At 71.0% G+C, this 21,429-nt stretch carries 18 protein-coding genes; 16 read left to right on the top strand and 2 right to left on the bottom strand.

The genetic code is table 11. The features are described from left to right. Window positions 1-3: 3 nt before the first annotated feature. Window positions 4-1,716 carry a 2-succinyl-5-enolpyruvyl-6-hydroxy-3-cyclohexene-1-carboxylic-acid synthase gene (gene menD, locus WMI84_RS02960; RefSeq protein ID WP_347350514.1) on the bottom strand — a complete coding sequence of 571 codons (1,713 nt, stop codon included), beginning with the start codon at window positions 1,714-1,716 and terminating at the stop codon, window positions 4-6. 1 nt (window position 1,717) lies between these two features. Beyond that, window positions 1,718-2,998, bottom strand: coding sequence for an isochorismate synthase (locus WMI84_RS02955; protein ID WP_347350513.1), 1,281 nt, complete (start codon window positions 2,996-2,998; stop codon window positions 1,718-1,720). Between the two features lie 149 nt (window positions 2,999-3,147). Between WMI84_RS02955 and WMI84_RS02950 the strand changes: the two genes are divergently transcribed. The 16 genes from WMI84_RS02950 (at window position 3,148) to nuoN (ending at window position 21,419) form a co-directional block, all read left to right on the top strand. Further along, a complete protein-coding gene (locus WMI84_RS02950; RefSeq protein ID WP_347350512.1) occupies window positions 3,148-3,843 on the top strand; it encodes a demethylmenaquinone methyltransferase in 696 nt (231 codons plus the stop codon). Window positions 3,844-4,064: 221 nt separating this feature from the next. After that, the gene (locus tag WMI84_RS02945; protein ID WP_347350511.1) at window positions 4,065-5,366 is read left to right on the top strand and encodes a geranylgeranyl reductase family protein; all 1,302 of its coding nucleotides are present in this window, start codon (window positions 4,065-4,067) and stop codon (window positions 5,364-5,366) included. Between the two features lie 95 nt (window positions 5,367-5,461). After that, a complete protein-coding gene (locus WMI84_RS02940) occupies window positions 5,462-5,827 on the top strand; it encodes an NADH-quinone oxidoreductase subunit A (protein ID WP_347350510.1) in 366 nt (121 codons plus the stop codon). Window positions 5,828-5,852: 25 nt separating this feature from the next. Then, window positions 5,853-6,407 carry an NADH-quinone oxidoreductase subunit B family protein gene (locus WMI84_RS02935; RefSeq protein ID WP_347350509.1) on the top strand — a complete coding sequence of 185 codons (555 nt, stop codon included), beginning with the start codon at window positions 5,853-5,855 and terminating at the stop codon, window positions 6,405-6,407. Beyond that, on the top strand, window positions 6,404-7,201 hold the full coding sequence (locus WMI84_RS02930) for an NADH-quinone oxidoreductase subunit C (protein ID WP_347350508.1): 798 nt from the start codon (window positions 6,404-6,406) through the stop codon (window positions 7,199-7,201). Before WMI84_RS02935 ends, WMI84_RS02930 begins: the two co-directional genes overlap by 4 nt. Beyond that, entirely contained in the window at window positions 7,201-8,553 is a 1,353-nt protein-coding gene (locus tag WMI84_RS02925) for an NADH-quinone oxidoreductase subunit D (protein WP_347350507.1), read from the top strand. Before WMI84_RS02930 ends, WMI84_RS02925 begins: the two co-directional genes overlap by 1 nt. Window positions 8,554-8,588: 35 nt before the next feature. Beyond that, window positions 8,589-9,338: an NADH-quinone oxidoreductase subunit NuoE gene (gene nuoE / locus WMI84_RS02920; RefSeq protein WP_347350525.1), complete on the top strand. Its 750-nt coding sequence runs from the start codon at window positions 8,589-8,591 to the stop codon at window positions 9,336-9,338. Then, complete coding sequence (nuoF, locus tag WMI84_RS02915; RefSeq protein WP_347350506.1) at window positions 9,335-10,669, top strand: NADH-quinone oxidoreductase subunit NuoF; 1,335 nt, start codon at window positions 9,335-9,337, stop codon at window positions 10,667-10,669. Before nuoE ends, nuoF begins: the two co-directional genes overlap by 4 nt. Further along, window positions 10,666-13,140, top strand: coding sequence for an NADH-quinone oxidoreductase subunit G (locus WMI84_RS02910; protein WP_347350505.1), 2,475 nt, complete (start codon window positions 10,666-10,668; stop codon window positions 13,138-13,140). The genes nuoF and WMI84_RS02910 overlap by 4 nt, the downstream gene beginning before the upstream one ends. Continuing rightward, window positions 13,137-14,546 carry an NADH-quinone oxidoreductase subunit NuoH gene (gene nuoH, locus WMI84_RS02905; RefSeq protein ID WP_347350504.1) on the top strand — a complete coding sequence of 470 codons (1,410 nt, stop codon included), beginning with the start codon at window positions 13,137-13,139 and terminating at the stop codon, window positions 14,544-14,546. The genes WMI84_RS02910 and nuoH overlap by 4 nt, the downstream gene beginning before the upstream one ends. Then, complete coding sequence (nuoI, locus tag WMI84_RS02900; protein ID WP_347350503.1) at window positions 14,539-15,222, top strand: NADH-quinone oxidoreductase subunit NuoI; 684 nt, start codon at window positions 14,539-14,541, stop codon at window positions 15,220-15,222. The genes nuoH and nuoI overlap by 8 nt, the downstream gene beginning before the upstream one ends. After that, entirely contained in the window at window positions 15,219-16,007 is a 789-nt protein-coding gene (locus WMI84_RS02895) for an NADH-quinone oxidoreductase subunit J (protein ID WP_347350502.1), read from the top strand. Before nuoI ends, WMI84_RS02895 begins: the two co-directional genes overlap by 4 nt. Next, window positions 16,004-16,303 carry an NADH-quinone oxidoreductase subunit NuoK gene (nuoK, locus tag WMI84_RS02890; RefSeq protein WP_347350501.1) on the top strand — a complete coding sequence of 100 codons (300 nt, stop codon included), beginning with the start codon at window positions 16,004-16,006 and terminating at the stop codon, window positions 16,301-16,303. The genes WMI84_RS02895 and nuoK overlap by 4 nt, the downstream gene beginning before the upstream one ends. A gap of 12 nt (window positions 16,304-16,315) precedes the next feature. Next, complete coding sequence (gene nuoL, locus WMI84_RS02885; RefSeq protein WP_347350500.1) at window positions 16,316-18,295, top strand: NADH-quinone oxidoreductase subunit L; 1,980 nt, start codon at window positions 16,316-16,318, stop codon at window positions 18,293-18,295. An 8-nt stretch (window positions 18,296-18,303) separates the two neighbouring features. Next, window positions 18,304-19,830 (top strand): NADH-quinone oxidoreductase subunit M, encoded by a 1,527-nt coding sequence (locus tag WMI84_RS02880; RefSeq protein ID WP_347350499.1) that lies wholly within the window; start codon window positions 18,304-18,306, stop codon window positions 19,828-19,830. Next, window positions 19,827-21,419, top strand: a complete 1,593-nt coding sequence (nuoN, locus tag WMI84_RS02875; protein WP_347350498.1) for an NADH-quinone oxidoreductase subunit NuoN — start codon at window positions 19,827-19,829, stop codon at window positions 21,417-21,419. Before WMI84_RS02880 ends, nuoN begins: the two co-directional genes overlap by 4 nt. The last annotated feature ends 10 nt before the right edge of the window (window positions 21,420-21,429 follow it).

The raw sequence follows: 21,429 nt of genomic DNA, 5'->3' as shown, positions 1-21,429 counted from the left end.
ACCTCAGAGCGGCAACGTCGTGGCGAGGCGGCGCAGCCGGGCCGCCTCGGCGCGGCGCCCTTCACGCGGCACCGGCACCTCGACCACCTTGAGCCCGGCCTGCGGCTCGCGCAGCACCTCGGCCAGCCGGTCCAGCTCCGTCACCCGCTCGTATGCCGTGTGCCTGGCCCGGCAGAGCACCTCGATGTCCGTGCCGTGCGGGGTCGCGAAGACCCGCTCGAAGGCCGCGGCATACCGCAGGTCCCCCTGCTCCAGGGTGGCGAAGATCGACCCGCCGTCGTCGCTGACGACCACGATGGTCAGGGCGGGGCGCCGGTCCCCCCGCGGGATGAGCAGCCCGTTGGAGTCGTGGATGAAGGTCAGGTCGCCCATCAGCGCCAGCGACCGGGTCGCCCCGGACCGGCCGAGGGCGACCCCGACGGCGGTCGAGGTCGTCCCGTCGATGCCGGCCAGGCCCCGGTTGCCCACCACGAAGCGGTGCTCCCGCGGCGGCCAGGGATCGGCCATGACGTCGAGGTCGCGTCCCGGGCTCGACGAGCCCACCACCAGGGTCGTCGCCGGCCCGACGGCCGCGGCGACCACGCGGGCGGTGGTCAGGCCGGTCGGGCGGGTCCGGTCCTGCTCCTCGTCGATGCGTGCGGCCAGCCGCCCGTCGGCCCGCTTCCAGCGCTCGAACCAGCCCGGTGGGTCGGCCGTCGCGGCGGTCGGGACCACGTCGAGATGTCGCGCGACCCGTCCCGGGTCGGTCGCCACGCCGGACCTGCCGCGCACCGCGAGCACCTCGAGCCCGGGGTCGCCGATCAGGCCCATCACCGGTCGCGAGAGCGTCGGGTGGCCCACGACGACGACCCGCTGGACCTCGTCGCGCAACGGCGTGGCCAGCAGCAGCCGGTAGGTGCGCAGCGCCCGGTCCCCGGTCCGTGCGCCGGAGGTCGGCTCGGCAAGCAGCGGCCAGCTGCCCGCCTCGGCGAGCAGCCGGGCCTGCGGGCCGGCGTCGTCACCCGCCACGACCACCGTGCGTGGCCCCTCGGGCAGCACCTCACCCCCCGGGACCGGGTACGGGCCGGAGCGCACGGCGGCCCCGGCGGGTCCGGCCGGACCGGTCGCGACACCGGCGCGCCCGAGACCGAGCACCCCGTCCGCGGGCGGGCGCTGCGCGGTCGGACGGGTCCACCACGTGTCCGGCTCGGCGCTGGAGGGAAGCAGGTCCCCGTCGAACTGGAGGTTGAGCTGGGTCGGCCCGAAGGCCCGGACCGCCGCGGTGACCGCCTCGGCCACCACCGCGTCCGGGGCGTCCTGGGCCAGGTCGTGGCAGGGGGCGAAGGAGCCGAAGATCCCCGCCTGCCGGGTGGTCTGGTTGGCTCCGGTGCCGCGCAGCCGCGCGGGCCGGTCGGCGCTCAGCACCACGACGCGCCGGCCCGCGTGGTGGGCCTCCATGACCGCTGGGAGCAGGTTGCCCACCGCGGTGCCGGAGGTCGTGACGACCGCCACCGGCGCCCCCGAGCCCAGGGCGAGACCGAGGGCCAGGAAGCCGGCGGACCTCTCGTCGACGCGCACGTGCAGCCGCAGGTCCCCGGCCCGCTCGGCGGCATACAGGGCGATCGCGAGGGGGGCGGAGCGCGAGCCGGGCGACAGGGCGACCGCGCGGACCCCGGCCAGCCACAGCTGCTGCAGCACCGCCCGGGCCAGCCGGGCCGCCGTCGGCCGGGCACTCATCTCAGGAGCCCGTCAGGGCATCGCGCATCGGGACCAGCTTCGCGACGGACTCGGCCACCTCGTCCTCCGGGTCGGAGCCGGCCACGATCCCGCAGCCGGCGAAGATCCGGATCTGGCGTGGGTCGTCGACGTCGATCGCCCCGCAGCGCAAGGCGATTCCCCACGCACCGTCGCCCGCCGCGTCCATCCAGCCGACCGGTCCCGCATAACAGGCGCGGTCCATCCCCTCCAGCTCCCCGATGATCCGCACGGCGTCGGCGGTGGGCGTCCCGCCGACGGCCGCCGACGGGTGGAGCGCGGCGGCCAGCGCCAGGGAGGTCGCGCCGTTGGCGGCCACCGCGGCGACGTCGGTCGCCAGGTGCATGACGTTGGGCAGGTGCAGCACGAACGGCGACTCGGGCACGTTCATCGACGAGCAGTGCGGGGCCAGCGACTCCGCGACCGAGCGCACCGCGTACTCGTGCTCCTCCAGGTCCTTCGACGACCTGGCCAGCGAGGCGGCGAGCGCCAGGTCCTTCGCGTCGTCGCCGGTGCGGCGGATGGTCCCCGCGAGGACGCGGCTGGTGACCAGGCCGTGGTCGCGCCGCACCAGCAGCTCGGGGGTGGCGCCGGTGAGGCCGGCCACGGCGAAGACCCAGGTGTTCTCGTAGTCCTCCGCCAGGCGCCGCAGCAGCCAGCGGGGGTCGATCGGGTCGGCCGCCGTCACGACGAGGTCGCGGGCCAGCACGACCTTGTCGACCTCGCCCGCGTTGATCCGCTCGACGGCCCGCGCGACGGTGGTGGCGTACTCGGTGGGGGTCAGGGCCCCGTCGGAGAAGGCGACCCCGCGCGGCGCCGCAGGGGCCGCGGCGGGCGGCGGGGCGATGAGCGGCGAGAGCTCGGGCCGGGTCGTGATGGAGGTCAGGAACGTCCGGCCGTCGCGGCGCCCCACGACGACCTCCGGCACGAGCAGGCAGGCGGCCTCGGCCGAGTCGTCGGCGAACGGGAAGGACCCGAAGCACACCAGGCCGGACCCGGACGTGCCGACCTCGTCACGCACGACCGCGTGCGCGCGGACGGCATCCCACCAGTCCTGCGCCTCCCGGAACCGGGTGGCCCCCCGGGTCTCGCAACGCAGCGCGCAGCCCCAGCCGACGATGCCCTCACCACGACGCACCCACGAGGCGCACTGCTCGACGGGCAGCCCCGCCGGGATCAGGTGCAGCAGCGGCGCGGCGGTGTCGACGGGGACCGTGCGCACCACGAGCGTCGGGACGGCGGCGGGGGTGGGGAGGGTGGACATCGAGCCAAACTCTACGGTGCCCGGTCCCGCGGGTCGTGGGTGCGCCGCGCGGGGCGGGCCCGCCGCGCGGGGCGGGCCACCCGCACTGCGCGGGGGCGGCAGTCCGCTCGTGGCCGGGCCCGACCCTGGCGTGGTGCGAGGATGGCCGCATGACCCGTGCCCAGCTCGACAAGCAGGCCGTCGACGTCGCGTCGATGTTCGACACCGTCGCCGAGAAGTACGACGTGACCAACGACGTCCTCTCGCTCGGGCAGGACCGGCGCTGGCGACGCGCCGTGGTCAGGGCCGTCGCGGCCCGGCGCGGGGAGCGCGTCCTCGACGTCGCGGCCGGTACGGGTACCTCGAGCGAGCCGTGGGCCGACCAGGACATCGAGGTCGTGCCGGTCGACTTCTCGCTCGGCATGCTCCGGGTCGGGCGCCGCCGTCGCCCCGACATGGCCTTCACGGCCGCCGACGCGCTCTGCCTGCCGTTCGCCGACGCCGGCTTCGACGTCGTGACCACCAGCTTCGGCCTGCGCAACGTCCAGGACACCGGCGCGGCGCTGCGTGAGCTCCGGCGGGTTACGAGAGTCGGCGGGCGCCTCGTCGTGTGCGAGTTCAGCCGGCCGGTCAGCCGGGCGTTCCGGACGGTCTACACCGAGTACCTCATGCGGCTGCTGCCGTCCGTCGCGCGCCGCACCTCCTCCAACCCCGAGTCCTACGTCTACCTCGCCGAGTCGATCCGGGCCTGGCCGGACCAGCCCGCCCTCGCGGCCATGATCGAGCAGGCCGGCTGGTCGCAGGTCGGGTGGCGCAACCTCTCCGGCGGGATCGTGGCGCTGCACACCGCGGTCGCGCCCGAATGATCGGCCGTATGCCGCCCACCTGCCTCCCGGGGGTTCGCGCGGTCTGCCGGGTGGTCGACCGGTCCGCCCGCCGTCGGGCGGGCCGCCGACGACCGGACGGGCCGGCTCGCCCGACAGGTTAGGACACCCTGACCTGACGCGACGGGACGCACGGGGTAGGCTCGGCGAAACCAGTTCGTGAAGGACTTCACAAGGCCATCTCGAGTCCAGGAGCCGCCAGCATGAGCGTGTCGGGTGCCGCCTCGACCACGGCCGACGTCATCGTCGTCGGTGCCGGGCCCGGGGGCTCGGCGACGGCCGCCTACCTCGGGATGGCCGGGGTCGACGTGCTGCTGCTCGAGAAGACGTTCTTCCCGCGCGAGAAGGTCTGCGGTGACGGCCTGACCCCACGGGCGGTGCGTGAGCTGATCAACCTCGGCGTGCCCACCCCGGTGGAGGAGGGCTGGATCCGCAACAAGGGGCTGCGCATCATCGGCGCCGGCATGCGGCTGCAGCTGGACTGGCCCGAGAGCAGCGCGTTCCCGCCGTACGGCCTGGTGCGCACCCGCCATGACTTCGACGAGGTCCTGGCCCAGCACGCCGTCAAGAACGGCGCGCGCCTGCTCGAGGGCTGCAACGTCACCGGCCCGGTCACCGATGCGGCCGGCCGGATCGTCGGGGTCACCGCCAGGTCGGTCGACGAGCGCGGTCGCCCGACCGGTCGGCGCCACGAGTTCCGGGCGCCGCTCGTGGTCGCCGCCGACGGCAACAGCTCTCGGCTCTCGCTGGCGATGGGCCGCGAGAAGCGCGTCGACCGGCCGATGGGCGTCGCGGTGCGCACCTACTACACGAGCCCGCGGACCAGCGACGACTACCTCGAGTCGTGGCTCGAGCTGTGGGCCAAGGACCCCTCCGGCAAGCAGGTCCTGCTGCCGGGCTACGGGTGGATCTTCGGCGTCGGCGACGGCCGGTCCAACGTCGGGCTCGGGATCCTCAACACCTCCAAGGCGTTCGGCAACGTCGACTACAAGGACGTCCTGCGTCGCTGGGTGGGCGCGATGCCGGGCGACTGGACCATGACCGACGAGACGATGACCGGGCCGATCCGGGGCGCGGCCCTGCCGATGGGCTTCAACCGCCAGCCCCACTACGCCGACGGGCTGCTGCTCGTCGGTGACTCCGGCGGCATGGTCAACCCGTTCAACGGCGAGGGCATCGCCTACGCGATGGAGTCCGGCCGCGTCGCCGCGGAGGTGATGGCCCACGCCTTCGCGCGGGCCGACGCAGCCGGCCGCGAGCGGGTGCTGCAGTCCTACAACACCAGGCTGAAGCTGGAGCTCGGGGGCTACTACACCCTCGGGCGCCACTTCGCCGCGCTCATCGGCCGGCCCGAGGTGATGCGCCTGGCGACCAGGTACGGCCTGCCGCGCACGACCCTCATGAAGTTCCTGTTGAAGCTGATGGCCAACCTCTCCGAGCCCGCGGGCAAGGGAGCGGGTGACCGGATCATCAACACGCTCGCGCGACTGGCGCCAATGGCCTGAGAGGAGACCCGCGTGCCCGTCAAGACGTTTGGGGGGCCCGCCCCTAGGATGGGGGCGCCACGCCTCTTGGCCGACCGAAAGGGAAGTGAGCAAGGATGAGCAACGCCCCTTACGTACCCGTGTTGTTCATGCTGGCGCTCGGGTTCGGTTTCGCCGCGCTGTCGGTGTTCACCTCCCTCGTCGTCGGGCCCAAGCGCTACAACCGCGCCAAGCTCGAGGCCTACGAGTGCGGCATCCAGCCCTCGCCCCAGGCCGCCGGGGGTGGGCGGGTCCCGATCAAGTACTACCTGACCGCGATGCTGTTCATCGTGTTCGACATCGAGTCGGTGTTCCTCTATCCGTTCGCGGTCGCGTTCAACAAGCTGGGACTGTTCGCCCTCGTCGAGGTGGTCCTGTTCATCCTCACCGTGTTCATCGCCTACGCCTACGTGTGGCGCCGCGGCGGGCTCGACTGGGACTGAGTGGACTGGGACTGAAGGAGAAAACATGGGTCTGGAAGAGAAGCTGCCGGCCGGCTTCATGCTCACCACTCTCGAGCTCGCGGCCGGGTGGGTCCGCAAGGCGTCGATGTGGCCGGCGACGTTCGGCCTGGCCTGCTGCGCCATCGAGATGATGGCGGTCGGCACCCCCGACTACGACATCGCCCGCTTCGGGATGGAGCGCTTCGCGGCCACGCCGCGCCAGGCCGACCTGATGATCGTCGCGGGCCGGGTCAGCCAGAAGATGGCCCCGGTGCTGCGCCAGGTCTACGACCAGATGTCCGACCCCAAGTGGGTCATCGCGATGGGCGTCTGCGCCAGCTCGGGCGGGATGTTCAACAACTACGCGATCGTGCAGGGCGTCGACCACGTCGTCCCGGTCGACATCTACCTGCCCGGGTGCCCACCCCGCCCGCAGATGCTGCTCAACTCGATCATCGAGCTGCACAAGCAGATCCAGAGCTCGCACCTCGGCGTGCAGCGCGAGGCCGCGGCGCGGGCCGCGGAGGAGGCGGCGCTGCGCGCGACGCCGACCCACGAGATGAAGGGGCTGCTGGCATGAGTGTCAACCCGCCTCCCGAGACCCCGAAGCCGCCGTCGTCCTCGCAGCGGGCGGAGGGCACCGCCGGCACCGGCCTGACCGCCGCCGACATCGACGCGCTGGACCGGGCCCGCGCCGGCGAGGCGGGCGAGCCCGAGGTCGTCGGGGTGCGCCACGGCATGTGGGGTCCCTCGCTCGGCGGCGACACCTCCGGTTACGGCGGGCTGAGCAAGCCGATCCTCTTCCCGGGGTCCGCGCCCCGCCCGTACGGCTCCTACTTCGACGAGGTCGCCGACGAGCTCGAGCGGGCCCTCGTCGGTGGCAGCGCCCCGTTCGACGAGGCCGTCGGGAGCGTCGTGGTCGACCGGGGCGAGCTGACCCTGCACGTCCGGCGCGAGCACCTGCTCGCGGTCGCCCGGGTGCTGCGCGACGACCCTGCGCTGCGCTTCGAGTTCTGCGCCGGCGTCTGCGGCGTGCACTACCCGGACATGTCCGGCGCGGAGCTGCATGCCGTCTACCACTTCGCCTCGATCACCCACGGCACGAGGCGGCTGCGCGTCGAGGTCAGCTGCCCCGACGCCGACCCGCACATCCCGTCCATCGTCTCGGTCTACCCCGGCAACGACTGGCACGAGCGCGAGGTGTGGGACATGTTCGGGGTCATCTTCGACGGCCACCCGTCGCTGACCCGCATCCTGATGCCCGACGACTGGCCGGGCCACCCCCAGCGCAAGGACTACCCGCTCGGCGGCATCCCCGTCGAGTACAAGGGCGCGACGGTCCCGGCGCCGGACCAGCGGAGGTCGTACAACTGATGAGCACCAACACCACCGACCCGTACGCCACCAGCCCCCTCGACGAGCAGCTGGCCGAGGGCGCCAAGGTCTTCAACGTCGAAGGGGGTGACTGGGACGACCTGGTCGACGAGGCCACCTCGCTGCACGAGGAGCGCATCGTGGTCAACATGGGGCCCCAGCACCCCTCGACCCACGGCGTGCTGCGGCTGATCCTCGAGCTCGACGGCGAGACGGTGACCGAGGCCCGGGCGGGCATCGGCTACCTGCACACCGGCATCGAGAAGAACATGGAGTTCCGCACCTGGACGCAGGGCGTGACGTTCTGCACCCGGATGGACTACCTGACCCCGATGTTCCAGGAGGCGGCCTTCTGCCTCGGCATCGAGAAGCTGCTCGGGGTCACCGACGACATCCCGGAGCGGGCCAGCGTCATCCGTGTGCTGATGATGGAGCTGACCCGGATCAGCTCGCACCTGGTCGGGCTCGGCACGAGCGGCATGGAGATGGGCGCCACGACCGTCATGACGGTCGGCTTCCGGGAGCGCGAGCGGCTCATGCGGATCATCGAGATGGTCACCGGCCTGCGCATGAACAACGCCTACATCCGCCCCGGCGGAGTGGTCGCCGACCTGCCGCCCGGCACGATCGACGCGATCCGCGAGATGATCCCGCAGGTCCGCCAAGGCATCAAGGAGCTCGAGGACCTGCTCAACGAGAACCCGATCGTCAAGGGCCGCATGGTCGGCATCGGCGTGCTCGACCTCGCCGGCTGCATGGCCCTCGGCATGACCGGGCCGGTGCTGCGTGCCACGGGTCTGCCCCACGACCTGCGCCGCAGCGCCCCGTACTGCGGCTACGAGACCTACGACTTCGACGTCATCACCCGGACCACCGCCGACGCCTACGGCCGGCTGCGGATCCGCCTCGACGAGATGTACGAGTCGCTGCGGATCATCGCCCAGTGCGCCGACCGGCTCCAGGACAACCCGGGTCCGGTCATGGTGGCCGACAAGAAGATCGGCTGGCCGGCCCAGCTCGCCCTCGGTCCCGACGGCTACGGCAACAGCCTCGACCACATCCGCGAGATCATGGGCGACTCGATGGAGGCGCTGATCCACCACTTCAAGCTCGTCACCGAGGGCTTCCGGGTCCCGCCGGGCCAGGCCTACCAGGCGGTCGAGTCCGCCAAGGGCGAGCTCGGCTGCCACGTCGTCTCGCAGGGCGGCACCCGACCCTACCGGGCCCACTTCCGTGACCCGAGCTTCAACAACCTGCAGGCCGTGGCCGCGCTGTGCGAGGGCGGCCAGGTCGCCGACGTCATCGTCGCGGTGGCCTCGCTCGACCCCGTGATGGGAGGCGTGGACCGATGAGTGAGTACGGCTACGGAGAGACCTGGTCGCTGCACATGACGCAGCAGGCGGGCTACCTGCACGTCGACGCGGAGAGCAAGAAGCCGTACGAGCCCGACGTCCTCGAGCGGCTGCGCGCGGACGCGGCGGTGATCATCGCCCGCTACCCCGTGGCGCGTTCGGCGCTGCTGCCGCTGCTGCACCTGGTCCAGTCCGTCGACGGGTACGTCACGGGCCGGGGCATCCGGCTCTGCGCCGAGCTGCTCGACCTCACGACCGCCGAGATCAGCGCCGTCGCGACCTACTACACCCAGTACAAGCGCCACCCCAACGGCGAGTACACGGTCGGGGTCTGCACCAACACGCTCTGCGCCGTCATGGGCGGCGACCTGATCTTCGAGCGGCTCTCCGAGCACCTCGGGGTCGGGCACGACGAGACGACACCGGACGGCAAGATCACCCTCGAGCGCATCGAGTGCAACGCGGGCTGCGACTACGCGCCCGTCATCATGACGAACTGGGAGTTCTTCGACAACCAGACGCCCGAGTCGGCCACTGCGCTCGTCGACGACCTGCGCGCCGGCAAGGACGTCGTGCCGACCCGCGGGGCGCACCACGTCTGCACCTTCAAGGAGATCTCCCGCGTCCTGGCCGGCTTCAACGACGGACGGGCCGACGAGGGCGTCGGCGCGGGACCCGCCTCGCTGCTCGGCCTCGGCATCGCCAAGGAACGCGGCTGGCGCGCGCCGGGTGACGACGCTGCCGACCCCGGGCCGGCCCCTGATGGGAAGGAGAAGCCCAAGTGACCGACACGCTGACCCCCATCCTGACCCGCTTCTGGGACGCCCCGGAGTCGTGGAAGCTGGCGACGTACGAGCAGCACGACGGCTACCGGGCCCTGCGCAGGGCCCTGACCATGAAGCCGGAGGAGGTGCTGGCCGAGGTCAAGGACTCGAGCATCCGCGGGCGCGGTGGCGCCGGCTTCCCGACGGGCCTGAAGTGGTCGTTCATGTCCCCGCCCGACGGCGGGCCGCGCTACCTCGTCGTCAACGCCGACGAGTCGGAGCCGGGCACCTGCAAGGACATCCCGCTGATGATGGCCAACCCGCACGAGCTGGTCGAGGGTGCGGCCATCGGCTCCTACGCGATCGGCTGCGAGAAGGCCTTCATCTACCTGCGCGGCGAGGTCGTGCACGTCTACCGCCGGCTCCTGTCGGCGGTGGCCGAGGCCCGGGCCGCCGGATACCTCGGGCGCGACGTGCTGGGCAGCGGCGTCACGCTCGACATCGTCGTGCACGCCGGCGCCGGCGCCTACGAGTGCGGCGAGGAGACCGCGCTGCTCGACTCGCTCGAGGGTCGTCGCGGGCAGCCGCGCAGCAAGCCGCCGTTCCCCGGCGCCCAGGGTCTGTACGCCCGGCCGACGTCGGTCAACAACGTCGAGTCGATCGCCTCGGTGGCCGGCATCATCCGGCACGGTGCCGACTGGTTCAAGAGCATGGGCACCGAGAAGTCCACCGGGTTCGGCATCTTCAGCCTGTCCGGCCACGTCGCCCACCCCGGCCAGTTCGAGGCGCCGCTCGGCATCACCATGCGCGAGCTGCTCGAGCTCGCGGGCGGGATCCGCAACGGGCACCGGCTGAAGTTCTGGACCCCCGGCGGGTCCTCGACGCCGATCCTGACCGAGGAGCACCTGGACATCCCGCTCGACTTCGACTCCGTCGCCGCAGCCGGGTCGATGCTCGGCACCCGGGCCCTGCAGGTCTTCGACGAGACCGTCTCGGTCGTGCGTGCCGTCGCCCGGTGGACGGAGTTCTACCAGCACGAGTCGTGCGGCAAGTGCACCCCGTGCCGCGAGGGGACCTACTGGCTGCGCCAGATCATGACGCGCCTCGAGCACGGCAGGGGCACCCCCGACGACGTCGACAAGCTGCTCGACATGTGCGAGAACATCCTCGGCCGGGCGTTCTGCGCGCTCGGCGACGCGGCGACGATGCCCGTCACGTCGGGGATCAAGCAGTTCCGCGAGGAGTTCGAGGCGGGCACGCACACCCCCGCCGCCGAGCTGTTCCCACCGGAGAAGTCCGTGCTCTTCCCGGTCCGTGACACGAAGGAGTCGAGCGGGATGGTGACCACATGACCACCACCACGACCTCAACCACCGCCGGCGGCGGGCAGCCCCCGAAGAACCCCGACGGCGTCAGCCTGACGATCGACGGCGTGCCGGTCACCGTGCCCAAGGGCACCCTGGTCATCCGGGCCGCGGAGCAGATCGGGATCGAGATCCCGCGCTTCTGCGACCACCCGCTGCTCGACCCGATCGGGGCGTGCCGCCAGTGCCTCGTGGACGTCGCGCTGCCCGACCGCGAGGGCACCCCGCGCCCGATGCCCAAACCGCAGGCGTCGTGCACGATGACGGTCTCGCCGGGCATGGTGGTCAACACCCAGAACACCTCCGTGGTGGCCGACAAGGCGCAGCACGGCAACATCGAGTTCCTGCTGGTCAACCACCCGCTCGACTGCCCGGTGTGCGACAAGGGCGGCGAGTGCCCGCTGCAGAACCAGGCGATGAGCAACGGCCGCCCCGACTCTCGCTACGAGGACGTCAAGCGCACCTACCCGAAGCCGATCAACATCTCCTCGCAGATCCTGCTCGACCGCGACCGCTGCATCCTCTGCACGCGCTGCACCCGGTTCGCCGACGAGATCGCCGGCGACCCGTTCATCGTCCTGGCCGAGCGTGGCGGTCTGCAGCAGGTCAGCATCTACGAGGAGAAGCCCTTCGAGAGCTACTTCTCCGGCAACACCGTGCAGATCTGCCCCGTCGGCGCGCTGACCGGGTCGGCCTACCGCTTCCGCTCGCGGCCCTTCGACCTGGTGTCGACCTCCAGCGTCTGCGAGCACTGCGCCAGCGGCTGCGGCATCCGCACCGACCACCGGCGCGGCGTCGTGCTGCGCCGGATGGGCTTCGACACGCCCGAGGTCAACGAGGAATGGAACTGCGACAAGGGGCGCTGGGCGTTCACCTACGCCACCCAGCCCGACCGGATCGAGCTGCCCATGGTGCGCGGCGACGACGGTGAGCTGCGCGTGGTCGGCTGGCCGGAGGCGCTCGCCGCCGCCGGCGCAGGCCTTACCGGCGCACGGGCCGCGGTGCTCGTGGGCGGGCGGGTCAGCGCCGAGGACGCCTACGCCTACGGCAAGTTCGCCCGCGTCGTGCTCGGCACCAACGACGTCGACTTCCGGGCCCGGCCGGCGACGGTCGAGGAGGCCGGCTTCCTGGCCCAGCACGTCGTCGGCACCGGTCCCTCGACCGGCGGCGCCGGCACGACCGGCGTCACCTACGCCGACCTCGAGCAGGCGACAGCCGTCCTGCTCGTCGGCTTCGAGCCCGAGGACGAGTCCCCGATCGTCTTCCTGCGGCTGCGCAAGGCGTTCCGCAAGCACCGCACCCGGGTCTTCTCGTTGGCCCCGTTCCGGTCCCGCGGCCTGAAGAAGATGGGTGGCACCGTCGTGCCGACCGCCCCGGGTCACGAGACCGACACCCTGCGCAACCTCGGGTCCGCCACCGCGGCCGGCCGGGCCGCCGACGAGGCGCTCGCCGAGGGCGGGATCGTGCTGGTCGGGGAGCGCCTCGCCCAGGTCCCCGGCGCCCTCACCGCCGCGGCCGAGCTCGCCGCCGCCAAGGGGGCCCGGCTCGCCTGGGTGCCGCGCCGCGCCGGCGAGCGGGGCGCCCTGGAGGTCGGGGCCATCGGCCACCTGCTGCCCGGTGGTCGCCCGGTCGCCGACCCGGCCGCGCGCGCCGAGGTCGCCGCGGTCTGGGACACCGACTCGCTGCCCGAGACACCCGGTCGCGACACGGCCCGGATCATCGCGGCGGCGGCCGACGGCGGCCTCGACGCGCTCGTCGTCGGCGGCGTCGACCCGCTCGACCTCGGGCTGCCCGAGGCCGCCGCCGCCCTGGAGCGCGCCTTCGTGGTGTCGCTCGAGCTGCGCGAGTCGCCGGTCACTGCCGTCGCCGACGTGGTCCTGCCGGTGGCGCCGCACGCCCACAAGGCCGGCAGCTTCGTCGACTGGGAGGGGCGCGTCCGGCCGTTCGAGCGGGCCCTGTCCTCGAACGCCGTGAGCGACTACCGCGCGCTCGACATGCTCGCCAGCGAGATGGGGCACTTCCTGCAGACCCGCACGCACGGCGAGGTCCAGGCCCAGTTCGAGGCGCTCGGTCCGTGGACCGGCCGACGTGCGCCCGCCCCGGCCACGTCCGCCGCGCCGGTCGCCCCGGCCGGTGCCGGCGAGTTCGTCCTCGCCACGTGGGCCACGCTGCTGGACGCCGGCCGCATGCAGGACGGCGAGCCGTTCCTCGCCGGCACCGCGCCGCGCACCGTCGCCCGGCTCTCGCCTGGGGCGGCCACCTGGCTCGGCCTCGCCGACGGCGACACCGTGACCGTCACCGGCCCGGCCGGGGCCGTGAGCGTCCCGGCCGTCGTCACCGACGACATGGTCGAGGGCGTGGTGTGGCTGCCGACCAACTCCAGGGGCTGCTCGGTCTACCGCGACCTCGGGGCGCGGGCGGGCGAGCACGTCACCGTCACGAAGGGTGGTGTCGCATGACCCTCAGCTCAGCGGCATACGGGCTGCTCAGCACGCTGCCCGCGACCGAGAACCCGTCGGCGGACTTCAGCGACACGCCGTGGTGGATCGCCCTGATCAAGGCCGTGGTCGTCTTCGTCTACCTGCTGCTGTCGACCCTGCTGGTCATCTGGTTCGAGCGTCGCGTCATCGGCCGGATGCAGCAGCGCCCCGGCCCGAACCGCAACGGCCCCTTCGGGATCCTGCAGACGCTCGCCGACGGTGCCAAGCTCATGCTCAAGGAGGACATCACCCCGACGCAGGCCGACAAGATCGTCTACCTGCTCGCCCCGCTGATCGCCGGCACCATGGCGTTCGTCGCCTTCGCGATCATCCCCTTCGGGCCCGAGGTGTGGATGTTCGGGCACCGCACCCCGCTGCAGGTGACCGACGTGCCGGTCGCGGTCCTGCTCGTGCTGGCCATCGCGTCCGTCGGCGTCTACGGGATCATCCTGGCCGGCTGGAGCTCGGGCTCGACCTACCCGCTGATCGGCGGGCTGCGCTCGACCGCCCAGGTCATCTCCTACGAGATCGCGATGGGCCTGTCGCTGGTGGTGGTGTTCCTGTTCAGCGGGTCGATGTCGACCTCGCAGATCGTCACCGCGCAGAGCTCGCTCTGGTACATCCTGCCCGCCTTCTTCAGCTTCGCCGTCTACGTCGTCACGATGGTCGGCGAGACCAACCGGCTCCCGTTCGACCTGGCCGAGGGCGAGGGGGAGCTGACCGGCGGGTTCCACACCGAGTACTCGTCGATGCGCTTCGCGATGTTCTTCCTCGGCGAGTACATCAACATGTTCACCGTCTCGGCGCTCGCCACGACGATGTTCCTCGGGGGCTGGCAGGCCCCGCCCTTGATCTCGGCCATCAACGACGGGATGTTCAACCACGGCTGGTGGGGCATCTTCTGGCTCACCCTCAAGATGTGGCTGTTCATCTGGGGCTACGTGTGGCTGCGCGGCACCCTGCCGCGCACCCGGTACGACCAGTTCATGCGGTTCGGCTGGAAGGTCCTCATCCCGATCACCCTCGCGTGGGTCATCGCGGTCGCGTTCATCCGCGGCGCGCAGCTCGGCTTCCTGGGCGAGGGGACCGTCTCGATCGGCCCGCTCGGCTTCAACAACTCGACGCTGGTCATCATCGCGGTCGTGGCGGTCATCGCCCTGGCCGTCGCCTGGATCTGGGACGGCCGCCGCGAGGCACGCCTGGCGGCCCAGCGGGTCGCCCCGCCCGAGGAGATCGACCCGTTCGCCGGGGGCTACCCCGTCCCGCCCCTGCCCGGTCAGCGGCTGCGCGAGCCGAGCGTGGCGCTCACCGCGGGCGGCTCGAGCGGACAGTCCGTCGTGACGGGTGGGACCGTCACCGCCGTCAAGGAGGAGGACCATGGCTGACGACACCAGCGCCGGCGGGCTGCCGCAGGACGGCGCGTCGAAGGCACTGCCCAGCGGCTCCGACAGCGGGTTCGGCCGGCCCCCGGCCTTCTGGGCCGACCTGCTGGCGCCCGTCGCGGGCTTCGGCGTGTCGTTCGCGACGATGTTCCGCAAGGTCGCCACCGAGGAGTACCCGGAGAAGCCACGCCGCACTGCGCCCCGCTTCCACGGGCGCCACCAGCTGAACCGGCACCCGGACGGGCTCGAGAAGTGCGTCGGCTGCGAGCTGTGCGCCTGGGCCTGCCCGGCCGACGCGATCCTCGTCGAGGGGGCCGACAACGACGACAGCCCGGGCGGCACCGGCCGGTTCTCGCCGGGGGAGCGCTACGGCCGCGTCTACCAGATCAACTACCTGCGGTGCATCTTCTGCGGCTACTGCATCGAGGCCTGCCCGACCCGTGCCCTGACGATGACGAACTTCTACGAGCTCGCCGACAACGACCGGGCCAAGCTCATCTTCACCAAGGACGAGCTGCTCGCTCCGGTCCACGAGGGCATGCTCCAGCCGCCGTTCCCGATGGCCGACGGCATGGAGGACAAGGACTACTACCGCGGCAAGGTCACCGGCCCCACGGACGCGCAGCGCGCCTACGTCCAGGCCCGGAACGCCCGCATGGACGAGGAGATGAGCCAGTGACCAGCACCGCTGAGGCCGTCGCCTTCTGGGTCCTCGCGGCCGTGGCCACCTTCGGCGCTCTCGGTCTGGTCTTCGCGCGCAAGGCGGTGCACGCGGCGCTGGGCATGGCGCTGACCATGGTCACCCTCGGGGTCATCTACCTGATCCAGAAGGCGGACTTCCTCGGCGTCATCCAGATCTTCGTCTACACCGGCGCGGTCATGATGATCTTCCTGTTCGTCATCATGCTCATCGGCGTCGACTCGTCCGAGTCCCTCGTCGAGACCATCAAGGGCCAGCGGTGGTGGTCGTTCATCTTCACCATCGGACTGGCCGGGGTGCTCTTCTTCACCCTGGCGCAGGTCAGTTTCGACGAGAAGTCGATGCAGGCCGGCATGGACCGCCTGGTGGCCAACAACGACGCGACCGGCAACGTGACCGGCATCGCGGAGAAGATCTTCGGCCAGTACGTCTGGGTCTTCGAGGTGACCTCCGCGCTGCTGATCACGGCGGCGCTCGGGGCGATGGTGCTGGCCCACCGGGAGCGGATCCTGCCGCGGCAGACACAGGCCGCGTGGGCAGCGCGCCGGGTCAGGGAGAATCGGGCCGTGGCCGGCCTGCCCGCGCCCGGGGTCTACGCCCGGCACAACGCGGTCGACACGCCGGCGCTGCTGCCGGACGGGCGGCCCGAGCCCAAGTCGGTCTCGCGGGTACTGGTCGCTCGCGACCAGGTCGCCCGGGCCGACGGCTTTCGGGACGTCGAACGCCACATCGAGCGGGAGATCGCGGAGGGAGACACGAAGTGAGCCTGGTCCACTACATCTACCTGTCGATGCTGCTGTTCGCCATCGGCGGCGTCACCGTGCTCGTGCGGCGCAACGCGATCATCGTCTTCATGGGTGTCGAGCTGATGCTCAACGCCGCGAACCTGTCCCTCGTCACCTTCTCCCGGATGCACGGCGATCTCGACGGGCAGGTGATGGCCCTGTTCGTGATGGTCGTCGCCGCGGCCGAGGTGGTCGTCGGGCTCGCCATCATCATGGCGATCTTCCGGGCCCGCCGGTCGGCATCCGTCGACGATGCCAACCTGCTGAAGCTGTAAGGAGCTCCAGGCATGCCAACTGCTCTCCCCAGCCTGCTCAGTTCGGCCGGCACGTATGCCGCCGGCCTCGCCACGCGCGAAGGCGAGGCACAAGCGGCGACCGGCTTCGCGTCATACGCGTGGCTGCTGGTCGCCCTGCCGTTGCTGGGCACCGCGATCCTGCTCCTCGGGGCCCGCCGCACCGACCGGTGGGGGCCCTACCTGGCCACCCTGCTGTCCTGGGGCGGGTTCGTCGTCGGGCTGATCCTGTTCTTCATGATGTATGCCCAGGCGCCGGGGGACCGCGGGTGGGCCGTGCCGGTCTACGAGTGGGTGGTGGCCGGTTCGTTCACCGCCAACCTGAACCTGCTCGTCGACCCGCTGTCGATGGCCTTCGTGCTGCTGGTGACCTTCGTGGGCTCACTCATCCACGTGTACTCGATCGGGTACATGGCGCAGGACACGGACCGGCGACGCTTCTTCGCCTACCTGAACTTCTTCGTCGCCTCCATGCTGCTGCTCGTGCTGGCCGACAACTACCTCGTGCTCTACATGGGCTGGGAGTGCGTCGGTCTGGCCTCCTGGCTGCTGATCGGCTTCTGGAACATGAACCCGGCCTACTCCACCGCGGCCAACAAGTCGTTCTTCGCCAACCGCGTCGGCGACTTCGGCCTCTCGGTCGCGATGTTCATCATGTTCTTCCACTTCGGCTCCCTCGACTTCGCCACGGTGAACGCCGGAGTGGCCGGGCTGCAGGGGATCAACCAGGGGTTCATGACGGCGGCCGGGCTGATGCTGCTGCTGGCCGCCTGCGGCAAGTCGGCACAGTTCCCGCTGCAGAGCTGGCTCGGCGACGCGATGGCCGGCCCCACCCCGGTGTCCGCGCTCATCCATGCCGCGACCATGGTCACCGCCGGTGTCTACCTGATCGTGCGCTCCGGACCGGTCTTCGAGGCCTCGCCGACGGCGCAGCTGCTCGTGGTCATCGTCGGCGCGATCACCCTGCTCTTCGGGGCGATCGTCGGCTGCGCCAAGGACGACATCAAGAAGGCGCTGGCCGCCTCGACGATGTCGCAGATCGGCTACATGATGCTGGCCGCCGGCCTCGGACCGATCGGCTACGCCTTCGCGATCTTCCACCTGATCACCCACGGCTTCTTCAAGGCCGGGCTGTTCCTCGGGTCCGGGTCGGTCATGCACGGCATGAACGACCAGGTCGACATGCGCCGGTTCGGCGGCCTGTCCGCCGTCATGAAGATCACCTGGCTCACCTTCGGGGCCGGCTGGCTGGCCATCATCGGCATCCCACCCTTCGCCGGGTTCTGGAGCAAGGACAAGATCATCGAGTCCGCGTTCGTCGGCGAGGGATGGCGGCCGTGGGTCTTCGGCCTGGCCGCGCTGATCGGCGCCGGGATCACCGCGTTCTACATGTCGCGGCTGTTCTTCATGACCTTCCACGGGAAGCGGCGCTGGACCGACGACGTGCACCCGCACGAGGCGCCCGCCTCGATGACCGTCCCGATGATCGTGCTCGCGCTCGGGTCCGCCTTCATGGGTCTGATCCTGGGCCCGACCGGTGCCTTCTCCACCTGGCTCGAGCCGATCACCGGCGCGGTCGAGGAGCACCACCCGGTGCTGCCGGTGCCGGTGATCATCGCGGTGACCCTGGTCTTCGTCCTCGTCGGCGGCGGCTGGGCGTGGCGGCGCTACCTGGCCGAAGAGGTGCCCACCGTGGCTCCGACCGGCAACGCGCTGACCCGGGCGGCCCGGGTGGACCTCTACCAGGACCAGGTCAACGAGGCGCTGCTGATGCGTCCCGGGATCCACCTGACCAGATCGCTCGTCTTCGCCGACGGCGAGGGCATCGACGGCGCAGCCGGCGGGCTGGCGGCCTTCATCGGCGGCTGGGCGGAGCGGATGCGCAAGATCCAGAACGGCTTCGTCCGGTCCTATGCCCTGACGATGCTCGCGGGCATCGTCGCCATCCTCGGAGCGCTGTGGGTGATTCAGTGATGTCAGAGATGTCCAGTTTCCCGTGGCTGACGCTGCTGATCGTCATCCCCGCCGTCGGTTCGTTCCTCACGGCCATACTGCCCGGGTCGGCAGAGTTCGCCAAGCGGTTCGCGTTCGGCGTCTCGCTGGTCACCCTCGGGGTCGGCGCTGCTGCCGCCAGCCAGTTCGACCGGGGCTCGTCGGCCCAGTTCCAGCTGGCCGAGCAGCACGCGTGGATCCCCCAGTTCGGGGTGAGCTACTCGCTCGGGGTCGACGGCATCGCGCTGATCCTGATCCTGATGTCGCTCGTGCTGACGCCGGTCTGCCTGCTCGCCGCGTGGCACGACGTGCAGGACGAAGGCGACGGCGGGCGCCGGGTCAAGGCGTACTACGGGCTGCTGCTCTCGCTGGTCCCGTTCATCGTGGGTGTCTTCGCGGCCACCGACGTGTTCCTCTTCTACATCCTGTTCGAGGCCATGCTCGTGCCGATCTACTTCTTGATCGGACGTTTCGGCGGGCCACGCCGGCAGTACGCGTCGATGAAGTTCCTGCTCTTCGGGCTCGCCGGCGGCCTCGTGATGCTGGTGGCCGTCATCGCCCTGTACCTGCAGGGTCCCGGTGGCGCCGACGGCTTCCTGATCGCCAAGCTGACCGGCCTGTCCATCGACCCCACGACCGAGCGGCTGCTCTGGGTCGGCTTCTTCATCGCGTTCGCCATCAAGGCGCCGATGGTGCCGGTCCACACCTGGCTGCCCGACGCGGCCACCGAGGCGACCCCGGCCACGGCCACGCTGCTCGTCGGCGTGCTCGACAAGGTCGGCACCTTCGGGATGATCCGGTTCTGCCTGCAGCTGTTCCCGGAGGCCAACGCCTGGGCGACCCCCGTGGTCGTCGTCCTTGCGGTCATCTCGATCATGTACGGTGCGCTGCTGGCGATCGGGCAGACCGACATGATGCGGCTGATCGCGTTCACCTCGGTGAGCCACTTCGGGTTCATCGTCCTGGGCATCTTCGCCCTGACCAACACCAGCACTGTGGGGGCCTCGCTGTACATGCTCAACCACGGGTTCGGAACCGCCGGCCTGTTCCTGTTCGCGGCGATGTTCATCAGGCGTCGAGGCAGCAAACGGATCCCCGACTTCGGTGGCTGGCAGCGGGTCACCCCGGGGATCGCGGGTGCCTTCCTGATCGCCGGGCTCTCGACCCTGGCCCTGCCGGGCCTGTCGAGCTTCGTCTCGGAGTTCCTGGTCATGGTGGGCGCGTTCGGGGTCTTCCCGGCCGCGACCGTCATCGCCTGCCTGGTGATCATCCTCGCGTCCATGTACATCCTGCTCTGGTACAAGCGGGTCATGACCGGGCCCAAGCCCGAGGGGTTGTCGCACATCAAGGACTGGTCGGTCCGGGAGAAGTGGGTGGCGGCCCCGCTGCTCGGCTTCTTCGTCGTCTTCGGCCTCTTCCCGAAGCCGGCCCTCGACGTGCTCAACCCGGCCGTCGACCACACGCTGTCCTACGTCCAGGCCCATCCGGCCACCCTGGCTGAAGGGAGCACCAAGTGAGCGGCGTTGCTCCGGCCGTTTTCCAGCAGGCCAACATCAACTACCTGGCCGTCCTGCCGCTGCTGGTCGTCTTCGGCACGGCGCTGGTCGGGGTGCTCGTCGAGGCCTTCATGCCGCGCAAGGGGCGGCACACCACCCAGGCGACCATCGCCGTCCTTGGTCTCGTGCTGGCCTTCGTGGCCGTGGTCATCGCGACGGGCCATCGGGGCATGACGATGGGCTTCGCGGACGGGGCGAGCGGGCGGCGCCTGTTCGCCCTGGCGATCGACGGGCCGGCCCTGTTCCTGCAGGGCGGGCTCATCCTGATGGGGATCCTCGGCATCCTGACCATGGCCGAGCGCTTCGGCGGGGTCGGCTCCGACGCGTTCACCCCGAGCGGTGCCTCGACCCCGGGCTCGGCCATCGAGGCGGCCTCGACCCGCGCCGGCCTGATCACCTCCGAGGTCTTCCCGCTGACGGTCTTCGCCATCGGCGGCATGATGCTCTTCCCCACGGTCAACGACCTGATCGGGATGTTCATCGCCCTCGAGGTGCTCTCGCTGCCGCTCTACATCCTGTCCGGACTAGCCCGCCGGCGCCGCCTGCTGTCCCAGGAGGCGTCCCTGAAGTACTTCCTGCTGGGGGCCTTCAGCTCGGCGTTCTTCCTCTTCGGCACGGCGCTGCTCTACGGCTACGCCGGGTCGGTCTACTTCCCCGACCTCAGCGCAGCGATCACCTCCAACCAGCTCGGGTTGAACGGGCTGCTGCTCGGCGGTGCCTTCTTCGTCTTCGTCGGGCTGCTCTTCAAGGTCAACTCGGTGCCCTTCCACGCCTGGACGCCCGACGTCTACCAGGGCGCCCCCTCGCCGGTCACCGGTTTCATGGCCGCCTGCACCAAGGCGGCGGCGTTCGGTGCGATCCTGCGGCTGGCCTACGTGGGCCTGGACACGGCGGCGTGGCAGTGGCAGAACGGCGTCATCATCGTCGCGGTGCTGACCATGATCGTCGGCTCGGTCCTGTCGGTGGCCCAGACCGACATGAAGCGGCTGCTCGCCTACTCCTCGATCGCCCACGCGGGTTTCATCCTCGTCGGCGTCCTCTCCCTGGACCGCAGCGGGGTCAGCTCGGTCATGTTCTACGTGGTGGCGTACGGCTTCTCGATCATCGCGGCGTTCGCGCTGGTGACCCTCGTGCGGCAGGACGGGGGCGAGGCGACACACCTGTCCCAGTGGGCCGGGCTCGGCAAGAAGCACCCGATCGTGGCCGGGACCATGTCCTTCCTGATGCTCGCCTTCGCCGGGATCCCGCTAACGTCCGGGTTCACCGCGAAGTACGCGGTGTTCGCGGCCGCGATAAGCGGCGGCGGCACGACCGGCCTCGGGCTGGTCATCATCGGTGCCGCGTGCAGCGCGATCACCGTGTTCGTCTACGCCCGGGTGATCGTGCTGATGTTCTTCAGCGAGCCGGCCGACGACTCGGTCGAGGTGGTCATCCCGTCCGCGGCGATGACGTTCTCGATCTCGATCGGTACGCTGATCACCCTCGTGCTCGGTATCGTCCCCGCGTCGCTGCTCGACCTGGCCGACCGCGCGTCGCAGTTCGTCCGTTGAATGCTCGAAG

Origin of the sequence: Intrasporangium sp. (genome assembly GCF_039812505.1) — a bacterium.
Lineage (GTDB): Bacteria > Actinomycetota > Actinomycetes > Actinomycetales > Dermatophilaceae > Intrasporangium_A.
Note: the sequence above shows the minus strand (reverse complement) of the source record. Positions and strands in the feature narration are given on the sequence as shown.

Bases quoted from the DNA above. Each gene is read 5' to 3' on its own strand.
- WMI84_RS02940 (WP_347350510.1), top strand. From the start codon at position 5,462: ATGAGCAACGCCCCTTACGTACCCGTGTTGTTCATGCTGGCGCTCGGG.
- menD (WP_347350514.1), bottom strand. From the start codon at position 1,716: ATGAGTGCCCGGCCGACGGCGGCCCGGCTGGCCCGGGCGGTGCTGCAG.
- WMI84_RS02935 (WP_347350509.1), top strand. From the start codon at position 5,853: ATGGGTCTGGAAGAGAAGCTGCCGGCCGGCTTCATGCTCACCACTCTC.
- WMI84_RS02955 (WP_347350513.1), bottom strand. From the start codon at position 2,998: ATGTCCACCCTCCCCACCCCCGCCGCCGTCCCGACGCTCGTGGTGCGC.
- WMI84_RS02930 (WP_347350508.1), top strand. From the start codon at position 6,404: ATGAGTGTCAACCCGCCTCCCGAGACCCCGAAGCCGCCGTCGTCCTCG.
- WMI84_RS02880 (WP_347350499.1), top strand. From the start codon at position 18,304: ATGTCCAGTTTCCCGTGGCTGACGCTGCTGATCGTCATCCCCGCCGTC.
- nuoL (WP_347350500.1), top strand. From the start codon at position 16,316: ATGCCAACTGCTCTCCCCAGCCTGCTCAGTTCGGCCGGCACGTATGCC.
- nuoH (WP_347350504.1), top strand. From the start codon at position 13,137: ATGACCCTCAGCTCAGCGGCATACGGGCTGCTCAGCACGCTGCCCGCG.
- WMI84_RS02950 (WP_347350512.1), top strand. From the start codon at position 3,148: ATGACCCGTGCCCAGCTCGACAAGCAGGCCGTCGACGTCGCGTCGATG.
- nuoI (WP_347350503.1), top strand. From the start codon at position 14,539: ATGGCTGACGACACCAGCGCCGGCGGGCTGCCGCAGGACGGCGCGTCG.
- WMI84_RS02945 (WP_347350511.1), top strand. From the start codon at position 4,065: ATGAGCGTGTCGGGTGCCGCCTCGACCACGGCCGACGTCATCGTCGTC.
- WMI84_RS02910 (WP_347350505.1), top strand. From the start codon at position 10,666: ATGACCACCACCACGACCTCAACCACCGCCGGCGGCGGGCAGCCCCCG.
- WMI84_RS02925 (WP_347350507.1), top strand. From the start codon at position 7,201: ATGAGCACCAACACCACCGACCCGTACGCCACCAGCCCCCTCGACGAG.
- nuoE (WP_347350525.1), top strand. From the start codon at position 8,589: ATGACGCAGCAGGCGGGCTACCTGCACGTCGACGCGGAGAGCAAGAAG.